General features: G+C 78.0%; 5 protein-coding genes. 3 read left to right on the plus strand and 2 right to left on the minus strand.

The genetic code is table 11. The features are described 5' to 3' along the window. The first annotated feature begins 10 nt into the window (after positions 1–10). Positions 11–1186 (plus strand): vWA domain-containing protein, encoded by a 1176-nt coding sequence (locus QA634_RS30595; protein WP_012335719.1) that lies wholly within the window; start codon positions 11–13, stop codon positions 1184–1186. Positions 1187–1341: 155 nt separating this feature from the next. Here the strand turns inward: QA634_RS30595 and QA634_RS30600 are convergent, their stop codons facing one another. Further along, a complete protein-coding gene (locus tag QA634_RS30600) occupies positions 1342–1662 on the minus strand; it encodes a 2Fe-2S iron-sulfur cluster-binding protein (RefSeq protein ID WP_012335720.1) in 321 nt (106 codons plus the stop codon). Between the two features lie 121 nt (positions 1663–1783). Then, positions 1784–2167: an Hpt domain-containing protein gene (locus QA634_RS30605; protein WP_012335721.1), complete on the minus strand. Its 384-nt coding sequence runs from the start codon at positions 2165–2167 to the stop codon at positions 1784–1786. A gap of 312 nt (positions 2168–2479) precedes the next feature. Between QA634_RS30605 and QA634_RS30610 the strand changes: the two genes are divergently transcribed. Together QA634_RS30610 and xseA are read left to right on the plus strand one after the other, a co-directional pair. Further along, positions 2480–12370 (plus strand): apolipoprotein A-IV repeat region-like domain-containing protein, encoded by a 9891-nt coding sequence (locus QA634_RS30610; RefSeq protein WP_012335722.1) that lies wholly within the window; start codon positions 2480–2482, stop codon positions 12368–12370. Between the two features lie 141 nt (positions 12371–12511). After that, positions 12512–14035 (plus strand): exodeoxyribonuclease VII large subunit, encoded by a 1524-nt coding sequence (xseA, locus tag QA634_RS30615; RefSeq protein WP_012335723.1) that lies wholly within the window; start codon positions 12512–12514, stop codon positions 14033–14035. Positions 14036–14361 lie beyond the last annotated feature (326 nt).

Raw genomic sequence — 14361 nt, forward strand, 5'->3', positions numbered from 1 at the left:
TTCTTCGCGCATGCTCCTGACCTTCTTCACCGAATTGCGCGCCGCCAAGGTCCCGGTCTCGCTGCGCGAGTACCTGACCCTGCTCGACGCCCTCGACCGCGACCTCGCGGGCCAGCGGGTCGAGGAGTTCTACTACCTGTCCCGCGCCGCGCTGGTGAAGGACGAGCGCCACCTCGACAAGTTCGACCGGGTCTTCGGGCAGGTCTTCAAGGGGATCGAGTCCCTGGGCGAGGCCGTCGCGCCGCAGGGCATCCCCGAGGAGTGGCTGCGCAGGCTCGCCGAGAAGCACCTCACCGAGGAGGAGAAGCGGCAGATCGAGGCGCTCGGCTGGGACGCGCTGTTCGAGACCCTCAGGCAGCGCCTCGCCGAGCAGAAGGGGCGCCACCAGGGCGGCTCGAAGTGGATCGGCACGGCCGGCACCTCGCCCTTCGGCGCCTACGGCTACAACCCGGAGGGCGTGCGGATCGGCCAGGACGGCGACCGCAACTTCCGGGCGGTGAAGGTCTGGGACCGGCGCGACTTCAAGGACCTCGACGATGCCGAGGAGCTGGGCTCGCGCACCATGCGCCTCGCCCTGCGGCGGCTGCGCCGCTTCGCCCGCACCGGGGCGGCGGAGGAGCTCGACCTCGACGGCACCATCCGGGAGACCGCCCGGGCCGGCTACCTCGACCTGCGCCTGCGCCCGGAGCGCCGCAACGCCGTCAAGGTGCTGCTCTTCCTCGACATCGGCGGCTCGATGGACTGGCACGTCGGCCTCGCCGAGCAGCTCTTCGCGGCGGCGCGCTCGGAGTTCAAGCACTTCGCCCATTTCTACTTCCACAACTGCCCGTACGAGACGGTCTGGACCGAGAACCGGCGCCGGCACACGGAGCGCACCCCGCTCCTCGACGTGATCCGCACCTACCCGTCCGATTACCGGGTGGTGTTCGTGGGCGACGCCTCGATGTCCCCCTACGAGATCGCCATGCCGGGCGGCTCGGTCGAGCACTGGAACGAGGAGGCCGGGCAGGTCTGGCTCACCCGCATCCTCGATCATTTCACGAAGGCGGTCTGGCTCAACCCGGTGCCGGAGGCGCACTGGCCCTTCACGCAATCGATCGCGATGATCCGGCAGATCGTCTCCGGGCGGATGTTCCCGCTGACGCTCGACGGCATCGACCGGGCGATGCGCGAACTGGTGCGCTGAGGCCCGCGGCCCCGCCGGGGGCGGGACGGCCTCGCGCTGGCCCGCGCCGGAGCGGGGCCGGCGCCGAGGCGCGCGCGAGGGGGACGGCGTGATCGCGCGGCGGCCGCGCCCCGGGCGAAGCCGCGCCCCGCCCGTCGATCGTCGTCGGGCCGGGCTCAGCCCTGCCGGGCCGGGGTCGTGACCTTGAGCCCGTCGAGTTCCGGCCGCACCCGGATCTGGCAGGAGAGGCGGGAATTCGGCCGCACGTCCGAGGCGAAGTCGAGCATGTCCTGCTCCATCGGCTCGGCCGGGCCCACCGCGGCCTCCCATTCCGGATCGACGTAGACGTGGCAGGTGGCGCAGGCGCAGGCGCCGCCGCACTCCGCGTCGATGCCCGGCACGTTGTTGCGGATCGCGGTCTCCATCACGGTCGAGCCGACCTCGCCCGCGACGGTGCGGGGCGTGCCAGCGGCATCGACGTAGGTGATCTGGACCATCGCGCGCTCCGAACCTGTCTGCGCCGCGCGGCCTGCCCGCGGCTGCGCCTGATTGACGGCAGGCCGCCCGGAAAGCAAGCGCGCCGTTGGCCGCGCGCCGCCCGCGTCGCGCGCCGCCCGGTCAGGCCTCCGGGGCCCGGTCCGCGGCGCCCGCGCCGGTCGCGCCGATCCCGGCCGTCCCGATCGCCTCGGCGGTCGCCGCGATCGCCGCCAGCAGGGGAGGGAGGAGGCGGGCGGCCTCGCCCGCGTCGGCCCGCCGCAGGGCGGCGTCGAGGCGCTCCGCCAGGGCGCCGACCCGCGCCGCGCCGACCCCCGCCGCCGAGCCCTTGAGGGTGTGGGCGAGGTCGGCCCGCTCCGCGGCCGGCCGCGCCGCGTCGGCGAGGGCCGGCCCGAGCCGCGCGCATTGCGCGCGGAACAGGCCCAGCACCTCCCGGGCGAGGTCCGCGTCTCCGAAGGTCGCGCGCGCCAGCGCGGCCCGGTCGATCAGGGGCGCGAGGTCGTCCATGGCGCCTGACTCTCCCTCTCCCACGGGCTATCCACAGCGCGATGCGCGGGCCGCGCGGCGGCGCGCCCGCCTCCCGACCCCTTGCGTGCCCGTGGGATAGGCCGGGATAACGCCAAGCGCCCCCGCAATGGTAACCATTCGGTTAAGGTTTTTGCGCGGGGTCGAGCGGATCGGGTATCCCGCTGGTACTCCTTGCGTCTAAGGTCCTATTGGTAAATGGCGGAAGCCTCGCGTCCGGGTCGGGCGGGGGCGGGATCCCCGGGGGCGGCCGCGGGATCCTTCGCCGGCGTTCACGGCGTAACGAGGCGTTCGATGGCAACCGAGAAGAAGCTCAAGGACCCGACGGAAGCGGCGCTGTCGGCGATTGAGCAGGCCTTGAACCTGGACCAGGCGCCTGCCGGGCCCGAGGCCGGCCGGACGGAGCCGCGCCTGCCCGACGTCGAGGATGCCGACCCCCTGGCGGGCCCGCCCCGGACCGACGGCCGCCCGGCCGAGCCGGTCTTCGACGGGAGCGTGATGCCCGAGCTCGAGCGCGAGGCCCGCCGCGAGGGCGGCCTGCTGCCCCCCGACCGCTCCCTCGTCGCCAACGACGACCGCCGCGGCCTCGGCGCCATGCGCCAGAGCCTGCGGGTGAAGCCCTCGCGCACGCCCTACCTGCTCGCCATGCTGGCGGCCGCTCTCTGGCTCGCGGGCTTCGCGGCCCTCGCCTGGGGGCAGGCGAACGGCGACCTGCGCGGCTTCCTCGCCGGACTCTCGGGCCTGCAGGGCGCGGTCGGCGCCGCCGCCGTGCTGGCGCCCGTGCTGCTGTTCTTCATCGCCGCGATGCTCGCCGTGCGCGCCCAGGAGATGCGCCTCGTCGCCCGCGCCGTCGGGGACGTGGCGATCCGGCTCGCCGAGCCCGAGGCCTTCTCGACCGACGCCGTGCTGACGATGTCGCAGGCGGTCCGCCGCGAGGTCGCGGCGGTGGGCGACGGCGTCGAGCGCGCGCTCGCCCGCGCGGGCGAGCTCGAGACCCTGGTGCGCGGGGAGATCTCGACCCTGGAGCGGGCCTATTCGGACAACGAGATCCGCATCCGCGCCCTGGTCGACGAGCTCGTCGCCCAGCGCGAGGCCATCGTGGCCAATGCCGAGCGGGTGCGCGGGGCGATCCAGGGCACGCACCAGACCCTGACCCAGGAACTCGACACCGCCGCCTCCCGCATCGTCGCGGCGGTGGACGGGGTGGGCGAGCGCGTCACCGGCTCGCTCGGCGCCCGCGGCGAGGAGATCACGGCGGCGCTCGGCCGCCGCGGGGAGGAGATCACCGCCTCCCTGGCCGAGACCGGCGAGCGCGTCGCGCAGGCGGTGTCCGGCGAGGGCGACGGGCTCGTCCAGCGCCTCGCCGCGACGGGCGAGACCGTCAAGGCCGGCCTCGGCGAGGCCGGCGACGCGCTCGCGGCCACGCTCCAGGCGCGGACCGAGGCGGTCACGCAGGCGATCGGCCACACGAGCGGGCTCCTCACCGCGGCCCTCGCCGACAGCGCGGGCGAGGTCGCCCGCGTGCTCGGCGAGACCGGCTCGGGGGTGATCGAGGCGCTCAACCGGGAGGGCGAGCAGGTGCGCGAGACCTTCGCGCGCTCGGCCGCCACCCTGGAGGAGCGCCTGCTCGCCCGCGGCGAGGACCTGACCACGCGCTTCGCCGAGACCGGCAACGCCATCACCCACCGCTTCGCCGCCTCGGGCAGCGCGCTCGCCGCCCATCTCGACGACCGCTCGGTCGCCCTGCGCGAGGAGATCGAGGGGGCCGGCACCCGCGTCGTCGAGGCGCTGGAGCGGAGCGGCCGCGAGGCGAGCGGCGCCCTCGGGTCGACCAGCGACGCGGTGCTCGACGCCTTCGCGGCCCGCGCCGCGCGGCTGCGCGAGGAGGTCGCCGCCCTGGTCGAGGAGGCCGCCCAGGCGATCGGCGTGCACGCCGCCGACCTGTCGGGCCGCCTGGAGGACACGATCGGCCGGGTCGAGCAGGCCATCGTCGTGCATGGCGGCGCCCTGGAGCGCGGCCTCGCCGAGGGCGGCGACCGCTTCGCCGGCCTGATGGCCGAGCGCGCGGCGAGCGCCGCCGCCTCCTTCGCGGGCGCCACCGAGTCCCTGCAGAATTCCCTCGACGGGCGCACCGGTGCGGCGATCGCGGCCCTGCGCCGGACCGCCGAGGAGATCGGGCGCGAGATCGACGCCCGCGCCGCCGAGGCCGAGGAGGTCTTCCGCCGCGCGGCCGAGACCGCCGCCGGGGCGGTGGGGGCCCGCACGGAGACGGCCGCGGAGGCGATCCGCGCCGCCGGCAGCGGCACCGCCGAGACGGTCGGGGCGAGCGCCGCGGCGGCGGTCGAGGCCTTCCGCCGCGCCGCCCGGGAGGGCGCCGAGGCCGCGACCGCGTCCGGGGCCGAGGCCGTCGAGGCCTTCCGCCTCGCGCTGGCCGGGATCTCCGGCGAGCTCGACACCCGGGCCGCGGAGGCGGCCGAGACCATGCGCCGCGCGGCCGAGGACGCCACCGGGGCGCTGGGCACCCGCACGGTCGAGGCCGCACAGGTCTTCCACCGCACCGTGGAGGCGACCGGCACCGAGCTCAACGCCCGCGCGGCCGAGGTGGTGGACGTGCTGCGCCGCTCGGCCGAGACGGTCGCGCAGGCGATCGGCGCCCGCACGGCCGAGAGCGTCGACCTCGCCCGCCTGAGCGCCGAGGATCTCGCCGCCGCCTTCGAGGCCACGAGCGGGGCCGCGGCCTCCCGCGTCCTCGGCGCGGCCGAGGAGAGCACCCGGATGCTCCACGCCCGGGCCGACGCGACCGATGCGCAGCTGCGCGAGGCCCTCGGCCGCATCGAGGCCGCCGCCGAGGCGGTGGCGCACGCGGCCGCCTCGGCGACCGGCGACCTCGACGCGCGCCTCGGCGGCGCGGCCGCCGAGCTCGCCCAGGCGGCCGAGACGGCGCGCGGGCAGATCGGCGCCACCGTGCAGGAGACCGACGCGGCCCTGCGCGAGACCCTCGACGGGATGGTGCTGCGGGCGCGCGACGCCGCCTCGGTGATCGCCCGCACGGCCGAGACGGCGGCCGGGGCGGTGGATGCGCGGCTCGCGGGAGCGGCGGAGGCGTTCCTGCGGGCGGCGGAGGCGGCCGAGGGGCGGGTGACCGCGCGCACGGCGCAGACCGACGCGGCCCTGCGCGGCGCGGTCGAGACCCTGGCGGCCCGGGCCGAGGACGCCGCGGCGGCCATCCTCCAATCGGCCGAGACGGCGGCCGGGACGGTGGATACGCGCCTCGCGGGGGTCGCGGAGGCGTTCCTGCGGGCGGCGGAGGCGGCCGAGGGGCGGCTGGCCTCGCGCACGGCGCAGACCGACGCGGCCCTGCGCGGCGCGGTCGAGGCCCTGGCGACCCGGGCCGAGGCGGCCGCGGCGGCGCTCGCCGGCGCGGCGGATTCGGCGACCGGCGACCTCGACGCGCGCCTCGGCGGCGCGGCCGCGCAGCTCGCCCAGGCGGCCGAGACGGCGCGCGGGCAGATCGGCGCCACCGTGCAGGAGACCGACGCGGCCCTGCGCGAGACCCTCGACGGGATGGTGCTGCGGGCGCGCGACGCCGCCTCGGTGATCGCCCGCACGGCCGAGACGGCGGCCGGGGCGGTGGATGCGCGGCTCGCGGGAGCGGCGGAGGCGTTCCTGCGGGCGGCGGAGGCGGCCGAGGGGCGGGTGACCGCGCGCACGGCGCAGACCGACGCGGCCCTGCGCGGCGCGGTCGAGACCCTGGCGACCCGGGCCGAGGACGCCGCGGCGGCGCTCGCCCGCGCGGCCGAGACGGCGACCGGGAGCCTCGACGCGCGCCTCGGCGGCGTCGCCGCGCAGTTCTCGCAGGCGGCCGAGGCGGCCCGCGGGCAGATCGGCGCCCAGGCGCAGGAGACCGACGCGGCCCTGCGCGAGGCGGTGGAATTCGTGGTCCTGCGGGCGCGGGACGCCGCGGTGGCGATCGCCCGCTCGGCCGAGATGGCGACCGGCACGGTCGACGCGCGCATCGGCAGCGTCGCCTCCGCCTTCGCCCAGGCGGTCGAGGCCGCCACCGGCAGCCTCGACGGGAAGATGGCCGCGGCGACGACCGCGCTGCTCGGCACCGCCGACATGGTCGGGGCGCGGCTCGACGAGCGCACCGCGCAGGCCGACGAGCGCCTGCGCCGCGCGGTCGAGGCCCTGGCGGAGCGCAGCGAGGCGGCGGCCTCCGCCCTGGCGCACTCCGCCGAGAATGCGGCGGGCGCGGTCGATGCGCGCTTCGCCGGGCTCGCCGAGAGCTTCCTGCGGGCCGCCGACGAGGCGGGCCGGCGGGTGAGCGCCCGCACGGAGGAGGCCGACGAGGGCCTGCGCCGGGCCCTCGACGGGCTGGCCGCGCGGGCGGAGGCCGTGGCGGCCGCGATCGCGGCGGCGGCGGAGAGCGCGACGGGCGGGCTCGACGGCCGGGTCGAGGCGGTCGCCGCCTCCCTGGTCGGCGCCGCGGACGAGATGGGCGCGCGGCTCGGCCGGCGCGCCGCGGAGGCCGACGAGGCCCTGCGCCGCTCGGTCGAGGTGCTGGCGGCCCGCGCCGAGGAGGCGGCCGGCGCGATCGCCCGCTCGGCCGAGACCGCGACCGGCGCGGTCGATGCCCGGCTCGCCGGCGTCGCCGAGGCCTTCCTGCAGGCCGCCGAGGCGGCCGAGACCCGGGTGGCGGCCCGGTCCGGCGAGGCGGACGCGACCCTGCGCCGCTCCGTCGAGTCCCTGGCCGAGCGGGCCGAGACCGCCGCGGCCGCGATCGGGCAGGCGGCCGAGGAGATCGGCCGCGAGCTCACGGCCCGGATCGGCACCGTCGAGACCGCCTTCGGCGGCAGCGGGCGCGACGTCGTGGCGCTGATCGGCCAGCACGCGGACGAGACCCAGGCCCGGCTCGCCGGTGTCGGGCGCGACATCGTGCTCGCCGTGACGAGCCAGGGCGCGCGCGTCAACGACGCGCTGGTGCGCACCGGGGAGACCCTGGCGAGCACCGCCGAGACGAGCGGCAAGGCCCTCGACGAGGTGCTGACGAACCGCCTCGCCGCCCTGCAGGACCTGATCGCCCGCGGCGACATCCTGGCCGACCGGATCTCCCGCGACACCGGCGCGATCTCCGAGACCGTGGTGAGCCGGCTCGAGGAGATCGACCGGGTCATCACCGTGGAGGGCCGCGCCGTCGCCGACCGCATCGCGGAGCGCACCCGCGAGGCGAGCGACCTCGTCGAGACCCGGCTCGGCGCCCTGGAGGAGCGCTCGGCCAAGCGCACCGCCGAGCTCAGCGCGAGCTTCGACAGCCTGGTCGGGCAGGTCGACAAGCATCTCGGCGCCCGGGCGACCGCCCTCAACGAGGCCCTGATCGTGCGGGCGGGCGAGATCGCCCGCGCCATGGCGGAGGGCGGGCGCGAGGTCGCCCAGGCCCTCGACGCCCGCGCCGACGAGCTCGCCCGGGCGGTCACCGCCCAGATCCAGGCGATGAGCGACGCGCTCGGCGCCCGGGCGGGCGAGATCGGCGGCGCGTTCGGCCGCCGGACCGAGGAGCTCGCCGCCCGCCTGGACGAGGGCGCGGCCCGCTTCGACGAGCGCGTGCTCGCCCGCCTGGACGGCGTCGCGGCGGCCCTCGACGCGCGCAGCCGCGTGATCGAGGAGGCGTTCGGCGGCCAGGCCCAGGAGATCCTGCGCCAGGTCGAGGCGCGCACCCGCGCCCTCGACGAGGAGCTCGGCCGGCGCGCCCGCGACCTCGTCGACTTGGTCGAGCACCACGGCGGCGCGGCGAGCCGCGACCTCGCCGGGCAGGGCGAGGCGATCCGCGCCGCCTTCGAGACCGGCGCCGAGAGCCTCTCGCGCCTCGTGGAGGAGCGCGTCGCCGCCCTGGCGGCCGGGCTCGACGAGCGCCGCCGCCTGATCGAGGACACGTTCGGGGCGAGGACCCAGGAGGTCCTGGGCGAGATCGAGGCGCGCACCCGCGCCCTCGACGAGGAGCTCGGCCGGCGCACGCGCGACCTCGTCGGCTTCGTGGAGACCCATAGCGGCGCGGCGAGCCGCGACCTCGCCGGGCATGCCGAGGCGATCCGCGCCGCCTTCGAGGGCAGGGCGGAGGGCCTCTCGCGCCTCGTGGAGGAGCGCACCGCCGCCCTGGCGGCCGAGCTCGACGAGCGCGGCCGGGCGATGTTCGGCACGGTCGGCCAGCGGATGACGGACCTCGCCCGGCTGTTCGACCGCGGCGGCGCCTCCCTGGCCGAGCTGCTGGAGCGCCGCGGCGAGAGCGTGATCGGGCGCCTGCAGGAGGCGGTCGCCGAGGCCGAGCGCAGTCTGGAGAGCGGCGGCGCCCGCCTCCAGGAGGGCGTGGCCGGCCGCACCGGCGTGCTCGCCGAGCTCCTCGACCGCGGCACCGCCAGCCTCGCGGAGGTGCTGGAGCAGCGCGGCGAGGCCCTGGTCGGGCGCCTGCAGGGCGCCGTGGCCGAGGCCGAGCGCGCCCTCGACGCGGGCGGCACCCGCCTGCAGGAGGGCGTGGCCGCCCGCACCGCGGCGCTCACCACCCTGCTCGACGCGCGCGGCGGCGCCGTCGACGCGGCCTTCGAGGACCGCCTGCGGCGCCTCGGCAGCCTCGTGGACGAGCAGGCCACGACCATCCACGCCCTGCTCGACGGCCAGGCCGAGATCCTGCGCGCCGCCCTCGACGAGCGCATCCGGGCCCTGCACGACCTGCTCGACCAGCGCGCCGCGGCGATGCGCGGCCTGCTCGACGGCCAAGCGGGCGCGCTCGGCCACGTCCTCGACGAGCGGGTCGGCGCCCTGCAGGGGCTCCTCTCCGAGCGCGGCCAGGGCCTCGCGCAGCTCTTCGAGACGCGGGTCGGCGACCTCACGGGGGCCCTCGACGCGCGCACCCGCGACCTCGCCACCCTGTTCGACCGGCGTCTCGCCGCCCTCGACCTCCTGGTCGAGCGCCGCGGCAGCGCCCTCGCCGAGACCGTCGAGGCGCGGGCGAACGCCCTGGCCAGCCTGGTGGACGACCGCGCGGCGGCCTTCGCGCGCACGGTCGACGACCGCGCCGCCTCCCTGTCGGGGCAGCTCCAGGCGCGGATCCACGACCTCGGCCGCGCGGTGGACGAGCGCGCGGAGGCCTTCTCGGGCCTCGTCGAGGGGCGGCGCGCGGCCTTCGCGCAGCTGCTCGACGGCGGCGCCGGCCTGCGGGATCTCCTGGTGGAGAACGAGCGCGCGATCGCCGCCCTGCTCGAGTCCCGCCAGGCCGCCCTCGCCCGCGAGATGCACGAGCGCACGGCGAGCCTCGCGGCGCTCCTCGACGAGCGGGTGCGGATCCTCTCCGGCACGCTCGCGCAGGGCGGGCAGGCGCTCGCCGACGCGATGGGGGCGGGGGATTCGGCGGTCGCCGCGCTGCAGGCGCGCGTCGCCACCCTGTCGGAGGCGGTGGAGGGCTCGACACAGGCCCTCGTCTCCCTGTTCGACGGCCGCGCCACCGAGCTGCTCGCGCTGATCGAGACCCGGGGCGGGGCGCTGGGCGCCGCCCTGCAGAGCCGCATCGCGGAGTTCGCCGAGGTGGTGGCGCAGCGCGACGCCGCCTTCCGCGCCCTGGTGGAGGGGGGCGCGGAGGCGCTCGGGCGCGTGCTCGACGCGCGCGGCGAGGCCCTGGCGGCGCGGCTCCAGGGCCAGATCGCGGCCCTCGACGGCACGGTCGCGGCGGGGGCGGACGCCTTCGCGCACACCATCGAGGCCCGGGCCCAGGCCCTGGCCTCCGTGCTGCAGGAGCGCGGCGACGCCCTGGCGGGGTCGGTGGACGAGCGCAGCGCCGCCTTCACGGCGCGGATCGACGGGCGGATGCGGGCCTTCGCGGCCCTGGTCGCGGCCCGTGGCGAGGCGCTGGCGGACGCCTTCGACGACCGCAGCGACGCCTACGCGGCCCTGGTCGACACCCGCATGGCGGCGCTGACCCAGGCCCTCGACGAGCGGGCGGCCGCCTTCCAGGCCGCCTTCGACGAGCGCCAGGAGGGCCTCACCGGCGGGTTCGACCGCCGGGCGGCGGCGCTCGCCGCCCTCATCGACCAGCGCAGCGCCACGCTCGCCCGCAGCCTCGCCGAGGCCGCCCGCGAGATGGTCCAGGCCCTCGACGGGCCCGGCGCGGACCTCGCCCGCAGCCTGGACGAGCGGGTGGGGACGCTGGCCGAGATCGTCGACGGGCGGGGGCAGGCCCTCGGCCGCACCCTCGAGGCGAGCACCCGCACCCTCCAGGAGGCGATCGACGCCCGCGGCCAGGACCTGGTGGCGCGCCTGGAGGCGAGCGGCCAGGCGGTGGTGGGCGGCCTCGACCAGCAGGTCGCGGCCCTGCGCGGCCTCGTCGAGGGGCCCGGCACGGCCCTCGTCTCGGCCCTCGGCGAGCGCTCCGAGGCCCTGGAGCAGGCGCTGGTCCACGGCGTCGGCGGCGTGATCGAGGCCCTGGAGCGGCGCGGCCGGGAGCTGGCGGAGGCCGCCTCCCGCACCGCGGCCGAGCTGCACGCGGCGGCGGACCAGGGCGCGACGCGGGCCGTCGAGGTGCTGCGTCAGGCCAACGAGCGGCTCGGCGGCGACCTCGGCGTCCTGCTCGGCCGGGTCGAGGGCGCCTGCCTGGGGCTGCAGGAGCTGGTCGGCAGCGCGGGCGAGAACCTCGCGGCGATCGAGGACGGGCTCGCGGGCCGCGTCCAGCAGATCCAGGCGGCGCTCGGCGAGATCGCCGAGGAGACGGGCCGGGCCTCCGAGCAGGTGTCGGGCCGGGTCGCCCAGCTGCAGGACGTGGCCTCCGGGAGCCTGCGGCAGGCCGCGACGCTCGCCGCCGCCCTCGATGCCCGCGGCAAGGCGCTCGCCGAGACCACCCGCCAGCACCTCGCCGGCCTCGCCGAGGCGGCGGGCCAGCTGGAGGGCGTAGAGGGCCGGATCGCCGCCACCCTGTCCGAGCGGCAGGCGGCGATCGACGCGCTGCTCGGCCGCATCGACGAGCGGGCGGGCGCCCTCTCGGCCTCGACCGAGGGGCTCGGCGGGCGCGTCGAGGAGACGCTGCGCGGCGTCGAGGCGCGCGTCCAGGCCTTGGGCGAGAGCCTGTCCCGGAGCGCGCGCGACGCCGCCGAGGCGCTGTCGCGGGCGGTCGAGGAGCTGCGCGGCAGCGCCGAGGCCGACGGGGCGCGCGCCGCGGAGGCGGTGCGCGGGGCGGTCCAGGGCGCCTCGGGCGAGCTCCAGGGCGCCTTCGGGGAGGCCGCGAGCCGGTTCCAGGGCACGGTCGAGTCCCTGCGCGGCATGGCGGCCGAGATCCGGCGGACCCTCGACGAGATCCGCCAGGACCTGCAGCGCGGCGTGAGCGCGATCCCGCAGGAGACCCAGGACGCGACGAGCGAGATGCGCCGGGTGGTCGCCGACCAGATCAAGGCCCTGAACGAGCTCTCGTCCCTCGTCGCCCGCTCGGGCCGCGCCGCGGACGTGGCGGCGCCCAAGCTGGCCGATGCCAGGTCCGTCGAGGCCCGGGCGGCGGTCGGCGCCGAGGCGCCGCGGCCCGCCGCGCCCCGGCCCGCCCAGGCGGCTCCGGCTCCGGCCCCGGCACCGTCGACCCCGGCGGCGCCCGCGACCCGGCCCGCCCCGACCCCCGCCCCGGCGGCGCCCGCGGCGCGCGGCGCTCCGGCGCCCCGGCCGGCCCCCGCGCCCGCCCCCGCAAGGCCCGCGGCCGGGCCGGCGCCGGCCCCCCGGCCGGTCGGCACCGGCTGGCTCTCCGACCTCCTCAGCCGCGCCTCGCAGGACGAGGCCCCGGCCGAGGCGGGCGCGGCCCAGCGCACCGGCGAGGAGGGACTCGGCACGATCGACTCGATCTCGGGCAACATCGCCCGGATGATCGACCATCAGGCCGCGGTCTCCCTCTGGGAGCGCTACCGGGCGGGCGAGTCGAACCTGTTCACCCGCGACCTCTACACCGCGGCGGGCAAGCAGACCTTCGACGAGATCCGCCGCCGCTACCAGTCCGAGCCGGAGTTCCGCCGCACCGTCGACCGCTACGTGCGGGAGTTCGAGCGGCTGCTCGGCGAGGTCTCCCGGGCCGACAAGGATCCGCGCCGGGCGAACGCCTACCTGACCTCCGAGACCGGCAAGGTCTACACGATGCTCGCCCATGCGAGCGGGCGGTTCGAGGGGGCGTGACCCCTCCCGGCCCGCGGGGATCGTCCCGCGGGCCGCGCCCCGCCACGGCCCGCGTGCCCCGCGTGCCACGGCGGGGCGCCGTCAACAGGGGGAGGCCCGGGCGGCCTTCCGCGCGGCCGGGCCGGCCGCTAGCCTTCGGGCATGTCCGCTTCGCCCCTCGCCGCCTCCCTCGCCGCGCCCCCGGGCGCGCCCGCCAACCTGACCGAGTGGTCGGTCACGGACCTCGCCGCGGCCCTCAAGCGCACGCTGGAGGACGCGTTCGGCCACGTGCGGCTGCGGGGCGAGATCTCGGGCTATCGCGGCCCGCACGGGTCGGGCCACGCCTATTTCAGCCTGAAGGACGGCGGCGCCAAGATCGACGCGGTGATCTGGAAGGGCACGCTCGCCCGCCTGCGCCACCGCCCGAAGGAGGGGCTGGAGGTCGTCGCCACCGGGCGGATCACCACCTTCCCGGGCAAGTCCGCCTACCAGATCGTGATCGACTCCCTCGAACCGGCGGGGGCGGGCGCCTGGATGGCGCTGCTGGAGGAGCGACGCCGGCTGCTGGCCGCCGAGGGCCTGTTCGACGCCGCCCGCAAGCGCCCGCTGCCCTACCTGCCGCGGGTCGTCGGGGTGGTGACCTCGCCGACCGGCGCCGTCATCCGCGACATCCTCCACCGGCTGGCGGACCGCTTCCCGCGCCCCGTCCTGGTCTGGCCGGTGCGGGTGCAGGGGGAGGGCTCGGCCGAGGAGGTGGCGGCGGCGATCCGGGGCTTCAACGCGCTCGCCCCGGACGGGCCGATCCCGCGCCCGGACGTGCTGATCGTCGCCCGCGGCGGCGGCTCGATCGAGGATCTCTGGAGCTTCAACGAGGAGATCGTGGTGCGGGCCGCGGCCGCGAGCGCGATCCCGCTGATCGCGGCGGTCGGCCACGAGACCGACGTCACGCTGATCGACCACGCCGCCGACCGCCGCGCCCCGACCCCGACCGGGGCGGCCGAGATGGCGGTGCCGGTGCGGCTCGACCTCGTGGCGGATCTCGACGGGCTGGCGCGGCGCCACGCCGCCTCCCTGGCCCGCCTGATCGAGCGGCGGCGCGCGGACCTGCGCGGGCTCGCCCGGGTGCTGCCCACGCCCGAGGGCCTGCTCGCGGTCAAGCGCCAGCGCCTCGACCTCGCGGAGGCGCGGCTGCGCCCGGCCCTCGGCGAGGCGGCCCGGGCGGCGCAGGGGCGGCTCGCGCGGCTGCTGCAGGCCCTCGGCCGCCACCCGCCGGCCCTGCACCTCGCCCGTGCCCGCGCCCGGCTCGCCGGCATCGATCACCGGCCGCGCCACGCGCTCGAGCGGCTGATCGCCGTGCGGGCCGAGCGGCTGAACGGCGTGGCGCAGCGCCTCGCCCAGGCGGAGAGCCGCGACCTGGAGCGCCGCCGCGCCCGCTTCGCGGCGGCCTCGGGCCTGTTCGACAGCCTGAACTACCGGGCGGTCCTGCAGCGCGGCTACGCCCTCGTCCTCGACGCCGAGGGCCGCCCGGTGGCCGAGGCCGAGGCGGCCCGCGCGGCCGGGCGGATCACCGTGGAGTTCCAGGACGGCAAGGTCGGGGCCGTGGTCGAGGGGGCGCCGCCCCGGCGGGCCGCGGCCAAGCGGGGACCGGCCGCCCCGGCCAGGCAGACCTCCCTGTTCGACCTGTGATGCGGGATCCGGTTGATCGAATCGGATCACGCGCCCGCGCGGCGCGAGAGCGAAGCCCCGCTCCGCCATCCCGAAGGGATCGAGCGGATTGGGTCTGACGCGGGGTCCGGCCGCGCCGCGCCCGGATCGCCGCGAAACTCCCCGCGAGCCCCTTCCCGAAGCGCCGGTCGGCGCCAGATCTCCCCGCACGGGAAAGTTCCCACAGGTGGTGCAGCCCGGGGCCGCGCGCGGTGCAGTTGTAGCGCGCGCGGGGCCCGGCCTAGGACCGCCCGTCTGGAACCGTTGTGATCGAGGATCGCCGGGCGCCGTGACCGGAAACGTGTCCG

Origin of the sequence: Methylobacterium sp. CB376 (genome assembly GCF_029714205.1) — a bacterium.
In the GTDB taxonomy this organism is placed as follows: domain Bacteria; phylum Pseudomonadota; class Alphaproteobacteria; order Rhizobiales; family Beijerinckiaceae; genus Methylobacterium.

What these genes read in the sequence shown, in the direction of transcription:
- QA634_RS30595 (WP_012335719.1), top strand. Translation starts at nt 11, where the DNA reads ATGCTCCTGACCTTCTTCACCGAATTGCGCGCCGCCAAGGTCCCGGTC.
- QA634_RS30600 (WP_012335720.1), bottom strand. Translation starts at nt 1,662, where the DNA reads ATGGTCCAGATCACCTACGTCGATGCCGCTGGCACGCCCCGCACCGTC.
- QA634_RS30605 (WP_012335721.1), bottom strand. Translation starts at nt 2,167, where the DNA reads ATGGACGACCTCGCGCCCCTGATCGACCGGGCCGCGCTGGCGCGCGCG.
- QA634_RS30610 (WP_012335722.1), top strand. Translation starts at nt 2,480, where the DNA reads ATGGCAACCGAGAAGAAGCTCAAGGACCCGACGGAAGCGGCGCTGTCG.
- xseA (WP_012335723.1), top strand. Translation starts at nt 12,512, where the DNA reads ATGTCCGCTTCGCCCCTCGCCGCCTCCCTCGCCGCGCCCCCGGGCGCG.